This is a genomic window from Vibrio sp. RM-41-2B (genome assembly GCF_024744415.1).
In the GTDB taxonomy this organism is placed as follows: domain Bacteria; phylum Pseudomonadota; class Gammaproteobacteria; order Enterobacterales; family Vibrionaceae; genus Vibrio; species Vibrio diabolicus.
On record NZ_JAMQWD010000006.1, the window covers coordinates 153,962 to 176,677 of the forward strand.

The 22,716-nt window shown below is 43.6% G+C and carries 26 protein-coding genes; 17 read left to right on the forward strand and 9 right to left on the reverse strand.

Annotation, left to right across the window (positions count from 1 at the left end):
- The first annotated feature begins 32 nt into the window (after nt 1–32).
- A complete protein-coding gene (gene pyrE, locus NB463_RS05780; RefSeq protein WP_005379384.1) occupies nt 33–674 on the forward strand; it encodes an orotate phosphoribosyltransferase in 642 nt (213 codons plus the stop codon).
- 83 nt (nt 675–757) lie between these two features.
- Here the strand turns inward: pyrE and NB463_RS05785 are convergent, their stop codons facing one another.
- The 3 genes from NB463_RS05785 to coaBC all read right to left on the reverse strand — a co-directional run bounded on the left by NB463_RS05785 (nt 758) and on the right by coaBC (nt 3,676).
- Nucleotides 758–1,708 (reverse strand): Kdo(2)-lipid IV(A) acyltransferase, encoded by a 951-nt coding sequence (locus NB463_RS05785; RefSeq protein ID WP_258430412.1) that lies wholly within the window; start codon nt 1,706–1,708, stop codon nt 758–760.
- Nucleotides 1,709–1,714: 6 nt separating this feature from the next.
- Nucleotides 1,715–2,305: a nucleoid occlusion factor SlmA gene (slmA, locus tag NB463_RS05790; protein ID WP_005395778.1), complete on the reverse strand. Its 591-nt coding sequence runs from the start codon at nt 2,303–2,305 to the stop codon at nt 1,715–1,717.
- Between the two features lie 171 nt (nt 2,306–2,476).
- Nucleotides 2,477–3,676 carry a bifunctional phosphopantothenoylcysteine decarboxylase/phosphopantothenate--cysteine ligase CoaBC gene (gene coaBC / locus NB463_RS05795; protein WP_258430410.1) on the reverse strand — a complete coding sequence of 400 codons (1,200 nt, stop codon included), beginning with the start codon at nt 3,674–3,676 and terminating at the stop codon, nt 2,477–2,479.
- 193 nt (nt 3,677–3,869) lie between these two features.
- Here coaBC and NB463_RS05800 point away from each other — a divergent pair, with 193 nt between their 5' ends.
- The 8 genes from NB463_RS05800 to NB463_RS05835 all read left to right on the forward strand — a co-directional run bounded on the left by NB463_RS05800 (nt 3,870) and on the right by NB463_RS05835 (nt 10,209).
- Nucleotides 3,870–5,543 (forward strand): methyl-accepting chemotaxis protein, encoded by a 1,674-nt coding sequence (locus NB463_RS05800; protein WP_258430409.1) that lies wholly within the window; start codon nt 3,870–3,872, stop codon nt 5,541–5,543.
- Between the two features lie 114 nt (nt 5,544–5,657).
- A complete protein-coding gene (gene radC / locus NB463_RS05805) occupies nt 5,658–6,332 on the forward strand; it encodes a RadC family protein (RefSeq protein WP_258430407.1) in 675 nt (224 codons plus the stop codon).
- Nucleotides 6,333–6,634: 302 nt separating this feature from the next.
- A complete protein-coding gene (rpmB, locus tag NB463_RS05810; RefSeq protein WP_005384783.1) occupies nt 6,635–6,871 on the forward strand; it encodes a 50S ribosomal protein L28 in 237 nt (78 codons plus the stop codon).
- Nucleotides 6,872–6,884: 13 nt separating this feature from the next.
- On the forward strand, nt 6,885–7,055 hold the full coding sequence (rpmG, locus tag NB463_RS05815) for a 50S ribosomal protein L33 (RefSeq protein ID WP_004410866.1): 171 nt from the start codon (nt 6,885–6,887) through the stop codon (nt 7,053–7,055).
- A gap of 274 nt (nt 7,056–7,329) precedes the next feature.
- Nucleotides 7,330–7,806 (forward strand): hypothetical protein, encoded by a 477-nt coding sequence (locus NB463_RS05820; RefSeq protein WP_258430397.1) that lies wholly within the window; start codon nt 7,330–7,332, stop codon nt 7,804–7,806.
- Between the two features lie 102 nt (nt 7,807–7,908).
- On the forward strand, nt 7,909–8,718 hold the full coding sequence (mutM, locus tag NB463_RS05825) for a bifunctional DNA-formamidopyrimidine glycosylase/DNA-(apurinic or apyrimidinic site) lyase (protein WP_258430396.1): 810 nt from the start codon (nt 7,909–7,911) through the stop codon (nt 8,716–8,718).
- Nucleotides 8,719–8,804: 86 nt separating this feature from the next.
- On the forward strand, nt 8,805–9,287 hold the full coding sequence (gene coaD / locus NB463_RS05830; protein WP_005395788.1) for a pantetheine-phosphate adenylyltransferase: 483 nt from the start codon (nt 8,805–8,807) through the stop codon (nt 9,285–9,287).
- Nucleotides 9,274–10,209 (forward strand): glycosyl transferase family 90, encoded by a 936-nt coding sequence (locus NB463_RS05835; RefSeq protein WP_053808664.1) that lies wholly within the window; start codon nt 9,274–9,276, stop codon nt 10,207–10,209. The genes coaD and NB463_RS05835 overlap by 14 nt, the downstream gene beginning before the upstream one ends.
- Nucleotides 10,210–10,239: 30 nt before the next feature.
- Here the strand turns inward: NB463_RS05835 and NB463_RS05840 are convergent, their stop codons facing one another.
- Genes NB463_RS05840 through NB463_RS05850 form a run of 3 tightly spaced genes read right to left on the reverse strand, consistent with a single transcriptional unit; the run spans nt 10,240 to nt 12,883 of the window.
- On the reverse strand, nt 10,240–11,028 hold the full coding sequence (locus tag NB463_RS05840) for a glycosyltransferase family 2 protein (protein ID WP_053808663.1): 789 nt from the start codon (nt 11,026–11,028) through the stop codon (nt 10,240–10,242).
- Entirely contained in the window at nt 11,025–11,792 is a 768-nt protein-coding gene (locus tag NB463_RS05845) for a glycosyltransferase family 2 protein (RefSeq protein ID WP_258430395.1), read from the reverse strand. The genes NB463_RS05840 and NB463_RS05845 overlap by 4 nt, the downstream gene beginning before the upstream one ends.
- 35 nt (nt 11,793–11,827) lie before the next feature.
- Entirely contained in the window at nt 11,828–12,883 is a 1,056-nt protein-coding gene (locus tag NB463_RS05850) for a glycosyltransferase family 9 protein (RefSeq protein WP_053808662.1), read from the reverse strand.
- Between the two features lie 107 nt (nt 12,884–12,990).
- Between NB463_RS05850 and NB463_RS05855 the strand changes: the two genes are divergently transcribed.
- The 8 genes from NB463_RS05855 (at nt 12,991) to NB463_RS05890 (ending at nt 19,683) form a co-directional block, all read left to right on the forward strand.
- Nucleotides 12,991–13,398: a diacylglycerol kinase gene (locus NB463_RS05855; RefSeq protein ID WP_053808661.1), complete on the forward strand. Its 408-nt coding sequence runs from the start codon at nt 12,991–12,993 to the stop codon at nt 13,396–13,398.
- A gap of 11 nt (nt 13,399–13,409) precedes the next feature.
- Nucleotides 13,410–14,120 carry a 3-deoxy-D-manno-octulosonic acid kinase gene (locus NB463_RS05860; RefSeq protein ID WP_053808660.1) on the forward strand — a complete coding sequence of 237 codons (711 nt, stop codon included), beginning with the start codon at nt 13,410–13,412 and terminating at the stop codon, nt 14,118–14,120.
- A 144-nt stretch (nt 14,121–14,264) separates the two neighbouring features.
- Entirely contained in the window at nt 14,265–15,329 is a 1,065-nt protein-coding gene (rfbB, locus tag NB463_RS05865; RefSeq protein WP_053808659.1) for a dTDP-glucose 4,6-dehydratase, read from the forward strand.
- Nucleotides 15,329–16,213, forward strand: coding sequence for a glucose-1-phosphate thymidylyltransferase RfbA (rfbA, locus tag NB463_RS05870; protein WP_053808658.1), 885 nt, complete (start codon nt 15,329–15,331; stop codon nt 16,211–16,213). Before rfbB ends, rfbA begins: the two co-directional genes overlap by 1 nt.
- A complete protein-coding gene (locus NB463_RS05875) occupies nt 16,203–17,285 on the forward strand; it encodes a DegT/DnrJ/EryC1/StrS aminotransferase family protein (RefSeq protein ID WP_053808657.1) in 1,083 nt (360 codons plus the stop codon). Before rfbA ends, NB463_RS05875 begins: the two co-directional genes overlap by 11 nt.
- 21 nt (nt 17,286–17,306) lie before the next feature.
- A complete protein-coding gene (locus NB463_RS05880) occupies nt 17,307–17,993 on the forward strand; it encodes a WbqC family protein (protein WP_053808656.1) in 687 nt (228 codons plus the stop codon).
- A gap of 1 nt (nt 17,994) precedes the next feature.
- The gene (locus NB463_RS05885) at nt 17,995–18,795 is read left to right on the forward strand and encodes a sulfotransferase family protein (RefSeq protein WP_053808655.1); all 801 of its coding nucleotides are present in this window, start codon (nt 17,995–17,997) and stop codon (nt 18,793–18,795) included.
- A 12-nt stretch (nt 18,796–18,807) separates the two neighbouring features.
- Nucleotides 18,808–19,683 carry a glycosyltransferase family 2 protein gene (locus tag NB463_RS05890; RefSeq protein WP_053808654.1) on the forward strand — a complete coding sequence of 292 codons (876 nt, stop codon included), beginning with the start codon at nt 18,808–18,810 and terminating at the stop codon, nt 19,681–19,683.
- A gap of 37 nt (nt 19,684–19,720) precedes the next feature.
- Here NB463_RS05890 and cysN read toward each other — a convergent pair whose 3' ends face one another.
- From cysN to cysD, 3 genes are read right to left on the reverse strand one after another with little or no spacing between them, the layout of a single operon-like run.
- A complete protein-coding gene (gene cysN / locus NB463_RS05895) occupies nt 19,721–21,136 on the reverse strand; it encodes a sulfate adenylyltransferase subunit CysN (RefSeq protein ID WP_258430392.1) in 1,416 nt (471 codons plus the stop codon).
- A 12-nt stretch (nt 21,137–21,148) separates the two neighbouring features.
- A complete protein-coding gene (gene cysC, locus NB463_RS05900; protein WP_053808652.1) occupies nt 21,149–21,778 on the reverse strand; it encodes an adenylyl-sulfate kinase in 630 nt (209 codons plus the stop codon).
- A 2-nt stretch (nt 21,779–21,780) separates the two neighbouring features.
- Complete coding sequence (gene cysD / locus NB463_RS05905) at nt 21,781–22,695, reverse strand: sulfate adenylyltransferase subunit CysD (RefSeq protein ID WP_049534422.1); 915 nt, start codon at nt 22,693–22,695, stop codon at nt 21,781–21,783.
- Between the last annotated feature and the right edge of the window lie 21 nt (nt 22,696–22,716).

Genomic DNA, 22,716 nt, shown 5'->3' on the forward strand with positions numbered 1-22,716 from the left:
ACACAAGAAACCAAGGACATAGAGAGAAAATAATGAAAGCATACCAGCGTGAGTTTATTGAGTTTGCACTTGAGAAAGAAGTTCTTAAGTTTGGTGAGTTTACTTTGAAATCTGGCCGTAAAAGCCCGTACTTCTTTAACGCTGGTCTTTTCAATACTGGTCGTGATCTCGCACGTCTAGGCCGTTTTTACGCAGCCGCGCTCGCTGATTCTGGCATTGAATTCGATGTACTGTTTGGCCCTGCGTACAAAGGTATTCCTATTGCAACGACAACGGCAGTCGCGCTGGCGGATCACCACGATATCGACACGCCTTACTGCTTCAACCGTAAAGAAGCGAAAGATCACGGCGAAGGCGGTAACCTTGTAGGCTCTGCGTTAGAAGGTCGCATCATGCTGGTGGACGACGTGATTACGGCGGGTACGGCAATCCGTGAATCGATGGAAATCATTCAAGCAAATGGTGCAGACCTTGCTGGTGTGTTGGTTGCGATTGACCGCCAAGAAAAAGGCAAAGGTGAGTTGTCTGCGATCCAAGAAGTGGAGCGTGACTTTGGTTGTGCAATCATCTCAATCGTTAGCCTGACTGACCTTGTGACTTTCCTTGAAGAGAAAGGCACAGACAAAGAGCATTTAGAAGCAGTCAAAGCGTACCGCGCAGAATACGGCATTTAATTCGTTACTTTTTCTGAAAAAATAAAAAGGGCAGATGGATATTCACTGCCCTTTTTTGTTGTTGGATTTATCGCCGTGACCACTTACTTATAGCGAATGCCTTTCTCGACATGCTCATCTTGCATGGTTTTGTAGCGTTTATGGAGCCACATCCATTGCTCTGGGGCGCGTAGAATGACCTCTTCCACATACTTGTTCATATAAGCGGCAGCGGCGACTTCGTCTTTTTGTGGATAGTCGGCTTCAATGCACTTATCGGCGATGATGTCGTATTTTCCTTCGTCATTGCGAAACCCTGAGCCTGGGATGATCGCACATTTTGAGGTATACGCCAGAATGCTCGTGCCTGTTGTCGTACACGCATCGTCTACGGCAAAGAAGGGCACAAATACTGATTTTTTGCGACCGTAATCGTGATCCGGCAGATAGAACAGACGCTCACCACTGCGTAATACACGAATCATCTTTTTCACATCTTTACGATCAATCAATTTATTGCCGTTATGTGTCCGTCCCCAATACTGGATAAAGTTATAAGCAGGATTATTATGTGGACGAAACGCGCCGTACCCGGCCACGCCGAGCACGGCGAAAGCACGTGCAGTGATCTCTAGATTAAGAGCATGGACACAACAAAGTAGGACGCCTTTACCTTCTTTGGCTTTTTCACGCAGTGCGCCGAGATCTTTCTCGACGATAAGTTTTTTAAAGCGCCAAGTCGGCCAGAACCAAGTGATCCCGGTTTCTATGAGTGCCATACCGGTATTTTTGAAGTTCTCTTCAACAATATGTTGAATCTCTTCAGGTATTTTCTCTGGAAAGGCCAATTCTAAGTTACGTTGAGCAACGTGGACACGCTTTTTACCGTAGCGCATGCCAAGTTTGCCGAGTGAACGACCTAATGAAAGCAGCAGCCGATAAGGAAGAATATTGACGAGGATGGCCAACAGACCAAAACCAAGCCATACGCCCCAGTTACGAGGGTGAAGAAGTGAAAGAGAAAACTCGGGCTGCGTGTATTTGTCTTTACTCATAATCTTTTACTTTATTTGTGCACTCAAAAGCGCCCAGTACTCGTCAAAGTTTGCAGTCGGCTGGTATTTAAAGTCGCTACGCACAAAGCGGTTTAGGCTACCCTCAACTTGTCCCAGAATTTGCGCGGCTAAGATGCGCTCTTCGACAGGGAAAGACTTCCCTTCACGAATCTTACGTTCACGCAGGATCTGGCGCAATTGTGTTTCTATGCGCTCAAAGAGTTGATTGATGCGTTCACGTAGGCGTTCATTTTCAAACATTAGAGCATGGCCCGACAAAATGCGTGTCAGACCAGGGTTACGTTCAGAGAACGCCAAAATCAGGTGCATCACCATACGAATACGCTCTAGAGTATCTTTTTCGTCGTCTAGAATACGGTTGATACGTGTCATCAAGGCTTCTTCAATGAACTCAATCAACCCTTCGAACATGCGCGCTTTACTTGGGAAATGACGATACAGCGCGGCTTCTGAAACGCCGACTTGCTTGGCCAGTTTTGCCGTAGTAATGCGTGAAGCGCCTTCTGTTGATTCAAGCATTTCTGCCAATGCTTGTAAGATCTCTTCACGACGGTTGGATTTTTTACTGCCGGCCATTAGTTACTTCCTTTCAAAATACAAAGTTGAGCGGAGGGGATTATAAGACGCTATTTCGCCTCAAACTAGACCACTAAGGGTGGAATGGGAGATTTAACACCCTTAGTTGTCATGTTTGTACCAAATTTATGCCAGCTTTTGTGAAAAGTTGGCAGGGTTTTCAAACGTTAGTTACATCAAGTGATGCATTTTTTCGAGAATTTTAAAGCTCAATGCTTCTTTTGATTCTAAAGCAAGCGCAAGTTCACCCTCAGGCCAGTACAGGGTAATCGCGTTGTCGTTGCTGTTAAATCCTTGCCCTGCAACCGAAACGTCATTCGCACAGATCATATCGAGGTTTTTCTTTGTTAACTTGCCTCGAGCATAGGTCTCTACATCATTGGTTTCAGCCGCAAAACCGACGGTAAACGGACGCTTTTCCGTCATTGCTGCTACAGAAGCAACAATATCAGGATTTTTGACCATATTAATGACCATTTCGTCATTGTCTTCCGTCTTTTTCAACTTTTGAGACGCGATCGTTTGTGGGCGGTAGTCGGCAACAGCAGCGCAGCTAATAAACGCATCATGCTTGTTTGCGTGTGTCATAACGGCTTCGTGCATTTCTTGTGCACTGGAAACATTAATGCGCTCAACACCTACGGGCGTATTTAAACTGACAGGACCGCTCACGAGGGTGACTTTTGCTCCCATCTGCGCTGCGGCGCTCGCCAATGCATAGCCCATTTTCCCTGAGCTATGATTCGTAATGTAACGCACTGGGTCAATCGCTTCGCGAGTTGGGCCAGCGGTGATGAGTATCGACTTACCTTCTAGCAATTTTGGTTGAAAGAACTGTTCACATAGATGCACTAGCTGCATTGGTTCCAGCATTCGACCTGGTCCCACATCACCACAGGCTTGCTCTCCTGCCGCAGGGCCCCAGATGTGCATACCGCGACGCGCTAACGTAGCGATGTTCTCTTGGGTTGCGTTATTGCGATACATCTGTTGATTCATCGCAGGAGAAACTGCAACCGGGGAATCCGTCGCGAGCACAAGCGTGGTAAGCAAATCGTTCCCCATACCTGCAGACATGCGCGCGATTAAGTCCGCGGTCGCTGGCGCTAATAGCACTAAATCTGCCCACTTGGCCAATTCAATATGGCCCATAGAGGCTTCCGCTGCTGGGTCTAATAAACTGTCCGAGACAGGACGGCCCGAAACGGCTTGCATGGTTAAAGGGGTAATGAACTCTTTTGCTGCTTTCGTCATTACAACTTGAACTTGCGCTCCTCTCTCTATGAGGCGACGGGTTAGCTCCGCACATTTATACGCAGCAATACCGCCACTGATGCCGAGTAGAATTTTCTTTCCTGCTAGTGTTTGCATGTGAGATCTCCAATTTGATGACCGGATTTTAACACAATTCAAAGTCTGACCGCCCGAGCATATATAACGAGAAGATAATTCACATCAAACTCCAGAGTATTAATCTGATCGAGGAAGGGAAAATTCTCGCCTACCTCACAGACAAGTTGCGCGGAGTTTGCAAGTCTGAAAAGAAAAAGAGGTAGTGGAAACCATGGTGTTGAAAAGTCGAAACAAATTGCTGCTGATAACCCTAATTCCGCTGTTGTTGATCACCACGTTGATCTCAGTGGTGTATTACATCAACAGCAGTAAAAGTTTGGAAGCGGAGCTGGCAAGAGACAGACAAGAGCTCATCGAAACGAAGAAGAAAGAGCTACAAGCCTACATGATGATGGGCGTGACGGCGATAAAACCGTTATACGACACGGATGTAAATGGAAGTAATAAAGAGGCAGCAAAAGAAATTCTGAAAGCCATGCGCTTTGAAAGCGATGGTTACTTTTTTGCCTACGACTCTCAAGGTGTGAATACGTTACATGCCATCAAACCTTCTTTAGAGGGTAAAAACCTTTACGACTTAAAAGATGAAAATGGGGTCGCAGTTATCGCGGGCTTGATTGATGCTTCTCAAAAAGGGGATGGGTTCCTCTATTTCTCGTGGCACAAACCGACCATTGACGCACAAGCGCCTAAGCTAGGCTATGCAGAATATTTATCGAAATGGGACTGGGTTTTAGGCACTGGTGTTTATATTGATGACATCGACCAGCAAGTTGCGAGGCACAGAGAGTTAAAGACTCAAGAGCTAAAAGAGCATACGTTATCTGCCGTGTTGATTTCCGTTGTTGGGTTGATCATTACCAGTGTTCTCACCAGTATCGTGGTGTCGAAAGGCATTCAGCCATTACAACATGTCGCGGCGTCATTGAAAGATGTAGCCGCAGGCGGCGGTGACTTAACGGCTCGTTTAAAAGTCGAAAGTCAGGATGAAGTCGGTGAAGTGGCGGCCGCGTTTAATGAGTTTATGGATAAGCTGCACCCACTGATGCAGGATATCCACCGCTCTGCGACGACAGTACAGACCGTTTCTCAAAGCCTGAACACTCAGACCAGCCAAGCGAGCGGTCAAATGCAGGATCACTGTTTAGAGACGGACAAAGTCGTGACGGCAGTGACACAAATGAGCATGACAGCGAAAGAAGTAGCCAGCAATACCAATGCGACTGCACAGGCGATTGAGGATGCCAACAGTCAAGTCACCGCCGCTCAGCATGAGGTCGAGCAAGCAATAGAAGGCATTACCGAACTCGTGACGGAGATAGATAGCACGTCAGATGCAATTTCTGAGTTGAGTTTACAGACCGAAAAAATAACCAAAGTGCTGGATGTGATTGGCGAGATAGCCGAGCAAACGAATTTGTTGGCCCTAAATGCGGCGATTGAAGCGGCTAGAGCGGGTGAGCAAGGCCGAGGGTTTGCCGTCGTTGCGGATGAAGTTCGCTCGTTAGCCAGTCGTACGCAAAATAGTACTCATGAAATTGGTGACATGCTTAAGCAGCTGCAAAATGGTGTATCAAGAGCGGTCAGTACAATGTCGGTGAGCCAAAAACGAGGTGTAAAAACGGCGGAAGAATCGGCGCTCATTCAGCAATCTCTTTCTGGTGTTCATCATTCTATCGGTACGATTCGAGATATGGGTATTCAAACCGCGTCTGCTGCCGAAGAGCAAAGTGCGGTTGCAGAAGACATCAACCAAAACTTAGTGGCTATTCAACAGATCGTGAACAACATTAATGAGACGTTGCAGCATGCCGAGTCAATCAGCACGCAGCTATCACAGTCTGGAACAGAAATTCACGGCTTGGTTGGCAACTTTAAACTCTGATGAACTGTTAAGTTGCATGGAAAACACTGATAGTACGAAGAAAGCGAAAGTCATACTCGACTTTCGCTTTTTGTTTTGTGGAATAGGGACACTTTCCATATAAAGAGACATCAGATGATACTGAAAGCTTTGCCAAATGAGTCCATGCCCAGAGAGAAGCTACTGCAACGAGGGCCGCAAGCTTTGACCGATGCTGAGCTACTGGCCATCTTCTTGCGCACAGGCACCCGCGGAATGAACGTGATTGAGCTTGCAGACTTCCTTATTCAAGACTTTGGTTCGCTCAGACAACTATTTTCAGCATCAGAAGAAGAGTTTTGTCGTCACAAAGGATTGGGGCAAGCCAAGTATGTTCAGTTGCAAGCGGTACTAGAAATGACACAACGTTACTTGGCGGAGACGCTAAAGCGTGGTGATGCCTTAACCAGCCCCGACCAAACTAAGTTATATCTGTCTTCTATTTTAAGGGATCGGCAAAGAGAGGCTTTTTATATTCTTTTTCTCGATAACCAGCACCGAGTGATAAAAGATGAAATTTTATTTGAAGGAACGTTGGATGCCGCGTCGGTGTATCCGAGAGAAGTTGTTAAGCGTGCTCTGCATCATAACGCGGCGGCTTTGATTTTGGCGCACAATCATCCTTCAGGCGTTGCTGAGCCGAGCCAAGCTGACAGAAGGATTACAAGGCATCTCACCGACGCATTAGCATTGGTGGATATTCGTATTTTGGACCATTTCGTCATCGGAGATGGGGAAAGTGTCTCTTTTGCTGAAAGAGGCTGGATATAACTGTGCGTTTTTTAGGTTGTTAGTTGCTAAAAATCTGCTATCATCCACGCCACTAAATTTTTAACTGAATTCAGCTTGGACTGCTAAAAAAATCTGCTGTCTAAAAAAAGATCACGAAAACCTGTAAAAAGGATCTGTTCGGGTCTTGAGCAATGCATATCAAGTTAGTATAATGCGCGACCTTTGATAGCCTTGTATGGATTTTCCATAGCGGTTCTTAACCTCTAACTTCTTTTCGAGAGATAGAGAGGTTCGGCCACCAAGGTTGATATCGAGCTGAAACGATTTTGGAGAAGACATTCATGTCACGAGTATGCCAAGTAACTGGTAAGCGTCCAGTAACGGGTAACAACCGTTCACACGCACGAAATGCTACTAAGCGTCGTTTTCTGCCGAACCTACAAACTCATCGTTTCTGGGTAGAGAGCGAAAAACGTTTTGTTAAACTACGTCTATCTGCTAAAGGTATGCGCATCATCGACAAGAAAGGTATTGATACTGTTCTTGCAGACATGCGTGCACGTGGCGAAAACGTTTAAGAGGAAATAAGCAATGGCAAAGAAAGGCGTTCGTGAGAAAATCCGTCTAGTATCTTCTGCAGGTACAGGCCACTTCTACACAACTGATAAGAACAAGCGTAACATGCCAGGCAAATTTGAGATCAAAAAGTTTGATCCAGTAGTTCGCCAGCACGTTATGTACAAAGAAGCAAAAATCAAATAATTGGTTTCAGTCTCTTTGATGAATTGAAAAACCCAACTTTCGAGTTGGGTTTTTTATTACCTGAATAAAAGTGCTGAAGAAAAGGTTCAGTACGTCATCGGGCTATAAAGCACTGCTGAAGTTATTCTACTGGTCCGACTCTATACTCGAATTTTTGATTGATCGCTCTCTGCCGCTTAGTCACCACTTCCCTACACACTTGCACACCGTTGTTCTAGTCAAGCTCAATACTCTTTGGTAATTTACTCATAACTATAAGAGAGTAGAGATAGTTATGCGTGTGAGTCCGGCTCGTCGCCGCCGATGGAACAATATTCTTATTCTGGGCATTATCGCATTTATAGTGATCTTAAATGCGCCGATGTGGATCAAAACTTACCTATTAACAGAGCAAGCAGACCCTTACCCAAATGTACTTCGCTCCGACTATACGGTGGAGTCTTTGTACTATAGTAGCTGGGAGTTTGAACTGCATGATGGACGATGGCAATCCAACATCAAAGTTGATGCACCGATCAGTGAGCTTGTATCACGCTGGCAATCATTGGAAGGGACCGAGCTCACCTCAGAACAGTACGATCATTTAAAACCTAACCTGACGGTACCTGAAACGGTAGAAGTCTGGTATCAGGATCTCGAAGAGCCGCAGCGGGTGACTTTCTTTCGTTTACCTGATTTCTGGCTATTTAAAACCTGGCAAGACAAATGGGTCGCTATCTCCGTCGATGAAAACTACCTTATGCCAGAGTAGAGCCTTTTTGCGCCTATACCCCTAACAAGCTTCCCTATTTATCGTTTTTCTTTTCGATTATGCTAGCAGCGAGAACTATTAGCCGGTGAATTGGAGAATCTAATGCCTGAGTTGCCAGAAGTTGAAGTCAGTCGTATGGGGATTAGCCCCCACATGGTTGGACAAACGATCCAGTCGTTTACTTTTCGAACGCCTAAATTGCGCTGGGATATTCCTATAGAGCTTAAAAAATTGGAAGGGCAGGTGATCCGTGCGATTAGCCGTCGTGCGAAATACTTACTGATCGAGACAAACACAGGTACAGCCATTGTTCACTTGGGCATGTCTGGGTCTTTACGTGTCCTAGATGCCGACTTTCCGCCAGCAAAGCACGATCATGTAGATCTCAAACTAAGCAGTGGAAAAATACTGCGTTATAACGATCCGCGTCGTTTTGGGGCATGGCTGTGGTGTGCTCCTGGCGAGTCACATGCTGTACTAGCAAACATGGGGCCTGAGCCTTTAACTGAAGAGTTCAATGCGGAATATGTAGCGGAGAAAGCTAAAAATAAGCGTGTCGCCGTCAAGCAGTTCATCATGAACAACAAAGTCGTGGTTGGTGTCGGGAACATCTACGCGAATGAGTCGTTGTTTAAATCTCGAATTCACCCTTCAAGGCCTGCAGGTAAGCTAACTTCTCAAGAGTGGGGGTTACTTGTTGAAAATATCAAAATGACACTTGAGATTGCCATTACGCAAGGTGGGACTACGCTGAAAGACTTTGCGCAAGCCGATGGAAAGCCGGGTTACTTTGCACAAGAGTTATTAGTTTACGGAAAAGCCGGAGAGCCATGCCCAGAATGCGGCGAACGACTTCAAGAGCTAAAAATAGGGCAGCGTAATACCTTCTTTTGTGGTGAGTGTCAGAAGTAAGACGAGCTAATATCGAGCTTAAGTTGTTGTAATCTTGCGCTCGAGCCTCAATAATTCAATCAGTTTCGAATAACTTAGTAAATTATATGAAAGTCATTTATCCGGGCACTTTTGATCCAGTGACTAATGGTCATCTCAATCTAATAGAACGTACTCACGAAATGTTTGATGAGGTTGTGATTGGCGTAGCCGCAAGCCCATCGAAGAACACCATGTTTTCATTGGAAGAGCGCGTTGCACTGATGCAGGACGTTGTAGCGCATTTACCCGGGGTGACGGTAAAGGGGTTCTCTGGGTTATTAGTGGATTTCGCGAGAGATGAGCAAGCTAAGGTTCTTATTCGTGGTTTGCGAACAACGGTAGACTTTGAATACGAGTTTGGACTGACCAACATGTACCGAAAGCTATTACCAGGTATCGAAAGTGTATTTTTGACTCCTGAAGAAGAGTTTGCATTTCTATCGTCGACTATCGTGAGAGAAGTGGCCATTCATGGCGGAAGTATCGATCAGTTCGTTCCCAAGCCAGTAGCCATCGCGATTGGGGAAAAACTGAATGAAAGACAGTAAATTCCCTTATTATTTCTCAAACGCTCTCTCGATACTTATCCCTCGTTTTGTATATCGAGCACAAGCAAAGCGTTTACTTTCGAATTTAACTGAAGCCGAGAAGCAACTCTGCCTTGAGCGGGTGAACTATTACAACAAGTGTGAAACGCCGTTTTCAGTCGATAGCCGAGAACAAAGTTACGCGACTGTCGATACATTTAAAAAAACGAAAGGTTGGACGTATTTTTTCGATCTTCGCCAAGTTGTACGCTATTTCCCTTCCAGTTTTGCGTTTAACTACATCAACGGTGATGTTACACACATTCCCAATGTACCGAGCTTTATAAAAAGCCGCCCTATTTTTGGTAGCAACCAAAATTCAGTGGTATTGAAACTCAACCAAGTTCGTCATTTTAAATTTGTTGATGATCGTGTTCGCTATCAAGATAAAAAGGATATGGTCGCTTGGCGTGGTGTGGGTTTTCAGCCTCATCGTCAAAAGGTGATTCATGCGTTCTACAACCATCCGCAATGCAACATTGGCCAGACCCGCCCGGTAGAAGGGCAGCCTTGGGAAAAAGGTTTTATGAGCATTGAGGAGCAACTTCAATACAAGTTCTTGTTGTGTATAGAAGGCAATGATGTGGCCACCAACCTTAAGTGGGCTATGTCGTCTAACTCCTTGGTTATTATGTCAAAGCCAAAATATGAGACTTGGTTTATGGAAGGTAAGCTAGAGGCTGGTGTCCACTATGTTGAAGTGAAGGATGACTATTCGGATTTGCCCGAAAAGATGGACTATTATCTAGCGAATGAGCAAGAAGCATTAGCGATCATTGAAAATGCGCACCAGTGGGTTGAGCAGTTCAAAGATAAACGTAAAGAGCGTTTGATCTCATTGATGGTTGCCGATAAGTACTTCGCTTTATCTCAGCAACAATAAAAAAGGGGCGAAACGCCCCTTTTTATAATCTTAAGCTTCTAGAAATTGATCAACACCATTCTCACAGCGTTTAAGCTTGTTTTTAATGGTGTTCTCTAAAATCTCGTCATTTTGTCCGAGTGACGCACGAGAGTTTTCTACGTGGTACAAGTGGTAGCCTACACCTGCGAATTTTAGGTAAAGACGTGACTTACCCGCATTCAACATGCGATGAACAAACTCGCTGTCTTCGCGTCCCCATCCAACAAAATCTTGGTTGAAGCCATTCACCTCGATGACATCTTGTCGCCAAAACGCCATGTTGCAACCGCGAGTGGCTTTATCGTTATTGCGCTCGTAAGAGAACCATTTCGATAGCAAAGCGTTGGTGATGCAGTTTTTACGATTGCGAATGCCTTTGCTGAAGATAGAAGGCACTAAGCCGTTTTCCATGATGGCCTTGCTGCAGTTTTCATCCGTTAACACACGTCCACCCTGCACAAACCAATTTGGCTTTGCGACTTGTTTATGTGATTCAATAAACGTTTGAGACAACACCATATCGCCATCAATCATGATGAGGTAGTCACCTGATGCTTTTGCGATAGCACGGTTGCGGCTCATTGAAAGTTGAAAGCCATTATCTTCGTGCCAGCTATGAATAAGTGGTACTGGAAAGCCGTCACGCAGTTGGTCGATCATTGCTTTGGTATCGTCTCGAGAACCGTCATCTGCAACGATGACTTCATCAGGCAAAACGGTTTGACGTTTCACGCTTTCTAACACCGCTTTTAATGCTTCTTTCCAGTTGTAAGTGGTGATAATTAAAGTCGTTTTCATGATTTTTTTGCCTGTTCACGTAAGTAGAGGTCGATATATTTTACAAAAGTAGAGTGCATGCTTAGCCAAGCTAGAATGAAGCCATGCTTACCATCAAGGAAGCCTCGTTTGAGCACATACATCTTCAAAAAGCTAGCAAGAGCGTGAACGATAGCGGTCGTTAAACCCGCTTTCTTTTTACCTTCACGTTCATCCGTCCAGGCCTTGAGGTAGCCAGTGGTTTTATTGATGTAATGATGAAGGTGCTCGTAAGTGTAGTGATGCAGTCGACCATCCAGTTTTTCAGTTTGATAGTTTTTCTCATCAACTTTTTCATGAACGAGCGAATCATTATATTGCGTATATTCGGTGCGATATAAGCGCACAATCCAGTCTGGAGACCAACCAGAATGGTAGATGAACTTACCAAACGCTGAGCTTAGTCGATTAAGTTTGTATAAAACGTTCGGCTTATTGGCTGATACCGCGTGTAAGATACTTTCTTTTAGCTCTGGAGTGACTTGTTCGTCTGCATCAAGCCATAAAACGTAGTCTGCCGTAACGTATTGCTGCGCAAGTTGGCGTTGTTTACCGAAACCTGGCCAATCTAGATTGGTGTAAAACTTATCTGTGTATTGTCGGGCGATTTCTTCGGTGCGATCGGTGCTGCCCGAGTCTAGAAAGACAATCTCATCGACCCAATCTTTTACTGTGTCTAGACAAGCTTGTAAGTGCTTCTCTTCATTTTTTACAATTAAGGCAACGGCTAAGGTTGGTTTGGACAAGGTCATTTCCTTCTTAACAAATCAAGACAGTAAGTTTACTGGTATTGAGGATACAAATCTTCTAAGACTTGATCGAACATGCTCATTACTTGAGTGCTGGTAATGCGGTTCATTGCCGTTTCATCTTTAGCGCGAGTTCGCCAGCTTAACTCGTGACTGTTTTTGCCTGTTTCCGCAAAGATCGTTTCTTCATAAACCGAGACAACGTATTTTAGGTAGCGGTAAGGTCCCACTCGAAGCGGATTATGGTGTGCATAGAGTCCGATGATTGGCGTTTTCATGGCATTTGCCATGTGTGCTGGTCCGGTATCGGGGGCGATGACCATTTCAACCTTATCTATTAACGCAAGCATTTGCAGAATTGAACTTTGTCCAACTAAATTTAGACACGGTTCTTCCAAGCGAGATTGAATGGCCTCTACCAGGTCCAATTCTACCTGAGCAGGGCTGCCTGCCAGAATCACGTTCCAGCCTTTTGCTCTGGCGTGATGAATCACATCCACATAACCTTCCGCGTTCCAGTTTTTATAAGCTTTGCTCGCACCAGGCACAATCAGCAGGTTAGGTTTACTACGAGAAATATGAGACTCTGCCCAAGCTTGGTCGTGGTCTGAATAAGAAAGTACCCAGTCCAGTTCTGCCTTTGGTACCCCAATTTGATGGGCAAAGGCCATTAAGCCATCTGCGACATGCAGAGATTGCGGGGAAGGCACTTTGACATTGGTAAATAGCGTCTGAAAATCTTGGCTTCTATCAGAAGAGAAACCAAGTTTGTATTTTGCTTTAATGCCCAACGTCGCGACACTCGCTCGAATCGCGTACTGCATATGCAATAGCGCATCAAACTCTCTGCCTTTCAGCTGTCGCCAAAGCGATTTGTAGCCATCGAGTCCCGCTTTTTTATCAAAAACAATCACTTCTACGCCATCAATGGCGGCTAATAACTGGGCTTCAAGTTTACCCGTTATCCAAGTAATCTGGGTCGAAGGCCAGTGTTTCTGAATAGCTTGAACGGTGGCGATGGTATTGCAAACGTCTCCAATAGCGGACAAACGCAAGATGCATAATGACGATGGGGCAGAAGTGAACATAATTATTGTCTGATTCGATGAATAGAGGCAGGTAAATTATGCAGACATCCCCAATAAATGTAAAATACACGGCTCGAATATAGCTAAGTACTGATAAGTGTTCTGCAATGTCAAAGACAACACCGCATCAATCGCAAGAATCTGGCAAACCGGGTAATACCGGGCTAAAGCGCATCGTTAAAGCGACGGGTTATTCGATCCAAGGATTAAAAGCGGCTTTTAAGCATGAAGCTGCCATTCGACAAGAGTTGGCTCTGTTGAGTATCGCTGTGATTTTGGCTTGGCTAGTGGATGTCGGCATGGTTGAGCGTATCTTAATGATCGGGGTCGTGGTGTTAGTCTTGATTGTAGAGCTTGTGAATTCAGCTATTGAGGCTGTGGTTGATCGTATCGGTATTGAGCGGCATGAACTCAGTGGTCGAGCTAAAGACATAGGCTCTGCTGCCGTTATGGTTGCATTGGCGTTCGCCGGATTTACTTGGTTGTATATATTAACCAGCCGATATTTAGGCTAGGGGGTAAGCGCGTGACTCAACAGTATCCAAACAACAACCAAATGATCTGGTTTGATGACGAGATCCTTACAGACCCTAGCCAACCGATATTTGATGCGGAATACTGGCAGTCCTTAGACAAGGTGGTTGGCAGTGCGACGGGGCGAGGCACGACATGGTTTATCCAACTAGAGAACATGCAAGCAGCACTGCGTCATTACCGTCGTGGCGGTTTGTTTGGGAAGTTGGTTAACGATCATTATTGGTTCTCTGGCTGGGATAACACCCGTTGTGCGCAAGAGTTTCAGCTTTTGTTGGCGCTAATCGAGGCTGGGGTGCACGTTCCTCGTCCAATTGCAGCAAGAGCCGTAAAGTCAGGGTTCTTCTATCAAGCTGATTTATTAAGTGAGCGAATCCCGAACGCCAGAGATCTGGTCAGTATCTTGCAAGAACAATCCTTATCGGCAGAAATGTATCAGAAAATAGGGCAAGAAATTGCCAAGATGCATCAGGTTGGCGTTAACCATACCGATTTGAATATCCACAATATCTTGATCGACGACAAAGATAAGGTATGGATTATCGATTTTGATAAGTGTCGTTTTGAAACTTCTGGTGACTGGAAGCATCAAAATCTAAATAGACTTCTGCGTTCATTTAATAAAGAGCGTTTAAAGCGACAGATTATTTGGCAAGAATCCGATTTTGAACATTTTCAGGACGGTTATGCTTCTCAATCTTAATTGAGTTTTTTATCATTTTATATTGATTGCTCTAAGTAAGCCTTCTTGAGTCTAACGATGCTCGAGTGAGTCTATAAACTACAATAATCATAAAGTATTCATGTGTATCTGATGGCACAAAAATTAACGTAGGTAACATTTGTAATGAAAATATTAGTAACCGGTGGAGCAGGCTTCATTGGGTCAGCTGTTGTCCGACATATCATTCGTGACACCCAAGATACCGTTATCAATTTAGATAAACTGACCTACGCAGGGAATCTAGAATCACTGGTTGATGTCTCAGAGAGTGAACGTTACTATTTTGAGCAAGTAGATATCTGTGACCGAGCTGAACTAGATCGCGTGTTTTCAGAGCATCAACCCGATAGGGTGATGCATTTGGCCGCCGAGTCTCATGTCGATCGCTCTATTGATGGTCCTGCTGCTTTTATTGAGACCAACGTGATGGGCACTTACCATTTGCTTGAAGCGGCTCGCCAATATTGGTCGAACCTAGATGAAGCGCGCCAATCGGCATTCCGTTTTCATCATATTTCTACGGATGAAGTGTACGGCGATTTAGAGGGAACGGATGATTTGTTCACCGAAACCACTTCATACGCGCCGAGCAGCCCATATTCCGCATCTAAAGCGTCGAGCGATCATCTGGTTCGCGCTTGGCAACGTACTTATGGTTTACCGACACTTGTCACCAATTGCTCCAACAACTATGGCCCGTACCACTTCCCAGAGAAGTTGATCCCTCTGATGATTTTAAATGCCCTCGACGGCAAGCCGTTGCCTGTGTATGGCGATGGTATGCAAATCCGAGATTGGCTGTTCGTGGAAGATCATGCTCGCGCGCTGTACAAAGTGGTCAACGAAGGTGAAGTCGGTGAAACCTACAACATTGGTGGCCATAACGAAAAAGCAAACATCGAAGTGGTGAAAACCATTTGTGCTTTGCTTGAAGAGTTGCGACCAGACAAGCCGGCCGGGGTCGAGTCTTATGAATCTTTGATCACTTATGTCAAAGATCGCCCAGGTCATGATGTGCGTTACGCAATTGATGCCACCAAGATCGCTCAAGAGCTTGGCTGGACGCCAGAAGAAACGTTTGAAAGCGGTATTCGCAAAACCGTCGAATGGTACCTAAACAACCCACAATGGTGGCAACGTGTGCTTGATGGTTCATACAGTTTAGAGCGATTAGGAGCGGGCGAATAATGAAAGGCATTATTTTAGCAGGCGGCTCGGGCACTCGACTTTACCCTATTACACGCGGTGTCTCTAAGCAGTTGCTGCCGGTTTATGACAAACCAATGATTTACTATCCGTTGTCGGTACTTATGCTTGCTGGCATTCGTGAAATCTTGATCATCACCACGCCAGAAGACCAGGAGGGTTTTCAGCGCTTGTTAGGTGATGGCTCAGAGTTTGGCATTGAGTTGCAATACGCGATTCAACCAAGTCCAGACGGCTTAGCTCAAGCCTTCATCATTGGTGAAAACTTCATTGGCGATGACTCAGTATGTTTGGTGCTGGGTGACAACATTTTTTATGGACAAGGCTTCTCTCCAAAGTTAAAGAAAGCGGTTGAGACGGCAGAGAGTGGCAATGGGGCTACGGTGTTTGGCTACCAAGTGAAAGACCCTGAGCGCTTTGGTGTGGTTGAGTTTGATGCCGACAGAAAAGCTATCTCTATTGAAGAAAAACCAGCTAAGCCAAAGAGCCACTATGCTGTGACAGGGCTGTACTTCTTTGACAACCAAGTCGTGAGTAGAGCTAAGCAAGTCGAACCATCAGAGCGAGGTGAGCTGGAAATTACCACATTAAATCAAATGTACCTAACAGCAAACGAGCTCAATGTTGAAATGTTAGGGCGTGGTTTTGCCTGGTTAGACACAGGTACATACGAAAGCTTGCTCGAAGCTGCTCAATTTGTTTCGACGATAGAGAAACGACAAGGTTATAAGATTGCATGTTTGGAAGAAATTGCCTTTAACAATGGTTGGATTAGCAAACAGAAGTTAGTGGCGGCAGCTGATGCCCTTAAGAAGAACAATTATGGTATCTACCTATCAAGCATTGTGAGCGAAGATGACAATTAAACTTAACAGTCCATTAGCCCCAGACTTAACTAAGCTTTCTAACTATTTATCTCAAGTAAATGAGAGTGGTTGGTATACTAACTTTGGGCCATTGCATGAAAAGCTTACTACACGACTTGAAACGTTTTTGGGTGTTAAAAACTTATTGTTAGTTTCTAATGGTACGCTGGCACTTCAGGTGGCATGTAAAGTTTTAGGAATTGAATCCGCGCTCTCTACACCCTTTAGCTTTGTTGCAACTTCATCAGCGTTGATGTGGCAAGGTATTGATGTGAGCTATTGCGATATCGATTCAAAATCTTATAACTTATCTCCAGATGCTTTGAAAGCAGCTCTTGAAGCAAACTCTCAAGTAGATGGTGTTGTTGCAACACATGTATATGGAAATCCTTGTGAAGTTGATAGTTTCAAAGAAATTGCAGAGCGATATCAGGTCAAAGTTCTATACGACGCTGCTCATGCATTTGGAGTTAAGGTTGGTCAGGAGTCTCTCTTAAACTTTGGCGATGCTAGTACATTGAGTTTTCATGCCACTAAGATATTCCATACAGTCGAAGGTGGTGCAATTGTATTCAAGCGGCATGAAGATTATTTACGTGCGAAAGAGTTCATTAACTTTGGTCTTCAAGCGAATGGACAATTAGGCGAGCCAGGTATTAATGCAAAGTTGAATGAGTACCAATGCGCAGTAGGATTAACACTACTTGATCAGATTGAAGAGGTAATTGAGCATCGATCCAACCTGTTTAGTTTGTACCGGACGCGTTTAGAACCTTATGTTGAATTACCTCTTTGGTTACCCGAAGCGTCGTATAATGGTGCTTACATGCCAATTTTCATTGGAGATAAAGACAAGCAGGAAAGACTACTTGATGCTTTGTCTGCGCATGATATTGAACATCGACGATACTTTACGCCATCCTTAGATGTTGCTTACCCTGATAATCTGAGCTTTGGATGCCCTGTAAGTCAGCAGATATCAAAAGGAATTATTTGTCTACCGCTACATGCTAGTATGTCAGAAAATGATGTTGAAGCTGTATGTAAAGTTTTAGAATTGATACTAAATTAACCATGTGAGAGTTCTTATAATATGAAACTTGCTATTATGCAGCCTTACTTGTTTCCATATCTAGGCTACTATCAGTTAGTTTACAGGTCAGACGTGTTTGTTTTTTATGATGATGTAAACTTTCCTAAGAGAGGGTACGTTAATCGAAATAGTATATTAATGAATGGGAAGGTCACTAGATTTACTGTTCCATTGATAAAAGCATCTCAAAACAAGCTTATTAATGAAATTTCGTGCCAAGGTGATTTGAGTAAGGTTATTGCAACAATAAGACAAGCTTACTCAAAAGCTCCTTATTTTAATGAAGTAATGCCAATTATAGAGAATGTGCTAAGCAGTAGCCTAAGTATATCTGAGATGGCAGCTTGTTCTACAGTAGAAGTATTTAAATATCTTAATGTTGAACGTGTTTTTGTCCATTCTAGTAGCTTGGAATATAATAGAGATTCGAATGCACAGGATAAATTGATATCAATTTGTAAGCTTTACGAAGCAAGTGAATATATTAACTCTATAGGTGGTTATGAACTATACTCAAAAGATAGATTTTTCGATGAAGGTATTTCTTTGCAATTTTTAAAAAAGAAACCTATAAGCTATAAACAAGGGTGTGATGTATTTATAGATAACTTATCTATTATTGATTTACTCATGTATTGCAGTAAAAGTGAAATTAGAAAATTTCTAAACGACGTGGAAATTATATAGTATGAATAAAGTTGCGATCCACTCTGTGCCACGTTCTGGTTCATCTTGGTTAGGTGAAATTATTAATAGTTCCCCTGACGTTAACTATCTATATCAGCCTCTATTTTCTTATGAATTCAAGTCATTTCTAGATGACAATTCTGAAAAAGATGATATTGAAGAATTCTTTAATAGCATTGCACAAACTAACTCCTCTTTTATTCGTCAAGAAGATGATAGAAAAGAAGGTAAAAAACCTATCTTCGAAAAAAGCAATAAATTGACAGTCGTTGCATACAAAGAAGTTAGATACCATCATATTATAGAGAATATGATCAAAAAGTGTCCTGATGTAAAGATTTTAGGCTTGGTTAGAGACCCGAGAGCTGTAATTAGCAGTTGGTACAATGCAAAGCGAGAATTTAGATCCGATTTAGGCTGGCTTTTGGAAGAAGAGTTGATCTATGCAGGCAAGAAAAACTTAGAGAAAAAAGAAGAATATTTTGGTCTGTCTAAGTGGGCTGAGACTACAAAGTTATTTGAAAAACTTTCTCAGCTGTATCCAGATAACTTTAAACTTGTGCACTATAGTGCTCTACTAGAAGAACCTCTAGAACAAGTTGAAGATATATTCGATTTTCTAGGACTAGAGCTTACCTCACAAACTAAGTCATTTCTTATGTCAAAAAAGAAGGTTGATACTACCTACTCTGTATTCAAAAACAAGGATAAAGACATAAGCTGGCAAAATAGCCTTGATGCAGACATTGTAAGTCGTATAGAGGATTTTGTTAAAGAGAGTAAGTTGGAGCGCTACTTGTAGGTCGGTAATAATATGTCTGTTAAAGTTTCAATTCTTTGTGTTTGTTATAATCACTCTAAATATATTGAGAAAACAATTAATAGCTTTCTCAACCAGTCCTGTGATTTCGAATTTGAAGTTATTGTTTATGATGATCTCTCTACGGACAATAGTAGAGAAATTATTGATGAGATATGTGAAAAGCATTCGAACATAGTTCGAATGTATACTGATGAAAATCTTTACTCTAAAGGTATCCGAACCCTAGCATTGTCACACTTATCACCAAAGGCTAAAGGGGAGTATTTAGCTTTTTGCGAAGGTGATGACTATTGGATAGATAATACAAAGCTACAGAAACAATTTGATGCTTTAGAGGGGAACCCAAATATAGACCTTTGCTTTCACCCAGCATACTCAGAGGACCCAGAAGGCAATAGAGAGCTAGTCTCAAATCATTTTGAGGGAACCCATTACGTTTCTACTGATGAAGTTATACTAGGAGATGGTGATTACTGCCCAACAGCATCTTTATTTATCCGTAAGTCTGCATTATCCCTAGCTTCATCAAGCACTATTAAATTAATGCCATGTGGAGACTATTTTATGCAGATTATGTCTTCTGTAAAAGGAGGCGGAGTCTACTTACCTGAACCAATGTCTGTATATAGAATTAATCAAAAAGATTCTTTTTCAACAAGGATATCCTCGTCCTCTCACGAAAATCAGAGAGACTTTTTGTTAGCAATGGCCAACAGTTTGGAGTCACTAAAACAAGACTTGGATGGAGTTAACTTAAAGTCATTTAGCAATCGAATAAGAAAATATAAAAAAAGAGCGCGAAAATCTCAGAGGAAAGCGATAAAGGAGAGGATCAGAAATCTAATATTCTCTAACCCTTCCCAATAAAATAGGTGAGCGATATATTTATGGCTCACCTATTTATTTAGTTTATTTTTACACAGCCCCACTCTGGGAAGTGCTTACATACATAAGCATTGAGCTCTTTCTCTGCTTCTGAGTAAACACGAGCTGGTTCTTCAGTATTGTTTAATTGTATCGATGACACCATACCGGCGCCGACAGTCACGTTACTAATGCGGTCAATAATGATAAAAGCGCCAGTTTGAGGTAGCTGCTGATAAACATCCATTGCAACTTTATCGGTAAGCTTTATTGAGGCGAGTGCAATCTCGTTTAACTCAAGGCGCGTATTTTTATGATCATGCTGCTTAAGTGTATTGACATCAACCTTATGCTCAATTTGAGAAACCTTACCTGTACAGGTTTTAGTCGCAAATTTGAATAGGTATTCTTTATGCGTTTGCATCGGAGATTCATCCATCCAAACGATATGAGCTTGGTAAGCGTCTACAACCTCTGGAATGTTGTTGGAGTGGACAAGCATATCGCCGCGTGACACATCGATCTCATCTTCAAGCGTTAGGGTGATCGCTTGACCCGGCATTGCTTCTTTTAGCTCACCATCGAAGGTAAAGATAGATTTGATGCGAGAAACTTTGTTCGATGGAAGAGCAGTAACCTCATCACCAACCTGTACAATGCCTGAAGCAAGGGTGCCACAAAAACCACGGAAGTTTAGGTTTGGGCGATTGACATATTGCACTGGGAAGCGCATGACTTCAGTGTTGATGTCTTGGTTAATCTTAACCGTTTCAAGCAGCTTCATTAATGTAGCGCCAGGGTACCAATCCATGTTCTCACTTGGAGTTACAACATTGTCGCCTTTTAGAGCAGAGATTGGCACAAAGCGGATATCCTTGATGTTGAAGTTCTTTGCCATATCTCGGTAATCGGCTTTGATTTTCTGATACACCTCTTGGCTGTAGTCCATCAGATCCATTTTGTTAACGGCAACGATAACGTGCTTAATTCCAAGTAGACTACAGATATAGCTATGACGACGTGTTTGCGTCTGGATACCGTGGCGAGCATCAACCATTACAATCGCAAGATCACAGGTAGAAGCACCCGTAACCATATTACGAGTGTACTGTTCATGTCCTGGAGTGTCGGCGATGATGAATTTACGCTTGTCGGTTGAGAAGTAGCGGTAGGCAACATCAATCGTGATGCCTTGTTCACGCTCGGACTGTAGACCGTCGACTAGTAGCGCTAAGTCGAACGCTTCATCTGTCGTATTGAACTTTTGAGAATCTTTTTCGATCGCGGCCATTTGATCTTCATAAATCAGCTTGCTGTCGTATAGCAGGCGACCAATCAGTGTAGATTTGCCGTCATCAACGTTACCACAAGTTAAGAAACGAAGTAGGTCTTTGTTTTCATGTACGTTTAGGTACGCTTCAATGTCTTTAGCGATAAGCTCAGAGCTATGAGACATAATGACTTCCTTTTAAATGTATTCTTTTTCAGTGAGCGCTCGAATCACTTGGTCGGCACACGCTTCGACAGACAGCTCTGCTGTCTTGATGTGAATTTCTGGAGATATAGGCGCTTGGTACTCAGAGTCGATGCCTGTGAAGTGTTTAATCTCACCTGCGCGTGCCTTTTTATACAGGTCTTTAGGATCTCTTTGCTCGCAGATTTCGAGTGGAGTATCAACAAACACCTCTAAAAACTCGCCTTGCTGCATTAATTGGCGCACTTGCTCTCTATCTGAGATAAATGGCGAAATAAACGCGGTCAGAACAATGTTCCCGGCATCGACAAATAGTTTAGCCACCTCGCCAATGCGGCGAATGTTCTCAATACGGTCTAGATCACTAAAGCCAAGATCTTTGTTTAGACCGTGGCGCACATTGTCACCATCAAGAAGGTAACTATGTTTACCTAACGCTAATAGCTTGCTTTCTACCGCGTTGGCGACGGTCGATTTTCCTGAGCCACTAAGTCCGGTAAACCAAAGTACAACAGGCTTTTGCTGCTTAAGCGCAACACGATCTTCATGAGTTACGCTGGTGTTATGCCACACCACATCGTCACTCACAGACTCATTGCGCTTCTTTTGATACGGCGAGGTCATAGTTAGAAGTAACCCTCACGTTTCTTTTTCTCCATTGAGCCAGAGCTATCGTGGTCAATGGCACGGCCTTGGCGCTCAGAAGTGGTTGTAAGCAGCATCTCTTGAATGATCTCTGGTAGCGTTGTTGCTTGAGATTCAACCGCTCCCGTTAATGGGTAGCAGCCCAGTGTACGAAAGCGAACCATGCGTTGTTCTACCGTCTCCCCTTCACGAAGCTCCATGCGATCATCATCTTTCATGATCAACATACCATCACGCTCAACGACAGGACGCTCTTTTGCAAAGTACAGGCTTGGAATCTCGATGCTCTCTAGGTAGATATATTGCCAAATATCCAGCTCAGTCCAGTTAGAAAGAGGGAATACACGAATGCTTTCGCCTTGGTTTACTTTGCCGTTGTAGATATTCCAAAGCTCAGGGCGTTGATTTTTAGGATCCCAGCGGTGATGTTCATCACGGAAAGAGTAAACACGCTCTTTCGCGCGAGACTTTTCTTCGTCACGACGAGCACCACCAAAAGCAGCATCAAAGCCATGATTATCTAAGGCTTGTTTTAGGCCTTGTGTCTTCATGATATCAGTATGCTTTGAGCTGCCATGCACAAATGGGCTGATGTTCATCGCAAGCCCTTCTGGGTTTTGGTGCACAATCAGCTTCATACCAAGCTTTTTCGCCATGTAGTCACGAAACTCAATCATTTCTTTGAATTTCCATGTGGTATCAACATGCATAAGTGGAAACGGGGGAATGCCAGGCGCAAAGGCTTTCTGTGCAAGGTGTAGCATCACTGAAGAGTCTTTACCAACAGAGTAAAGCATCACTGGGTTATCAAACTCGGCAGCTACCTCACGCATAATATGGATAGATTCTGCCTCAAGCTGTTTAAGGTGAGTCATTCGTTGTGGAGAAAGTTTCATTCCGGCCTCTCTTTGATTCGA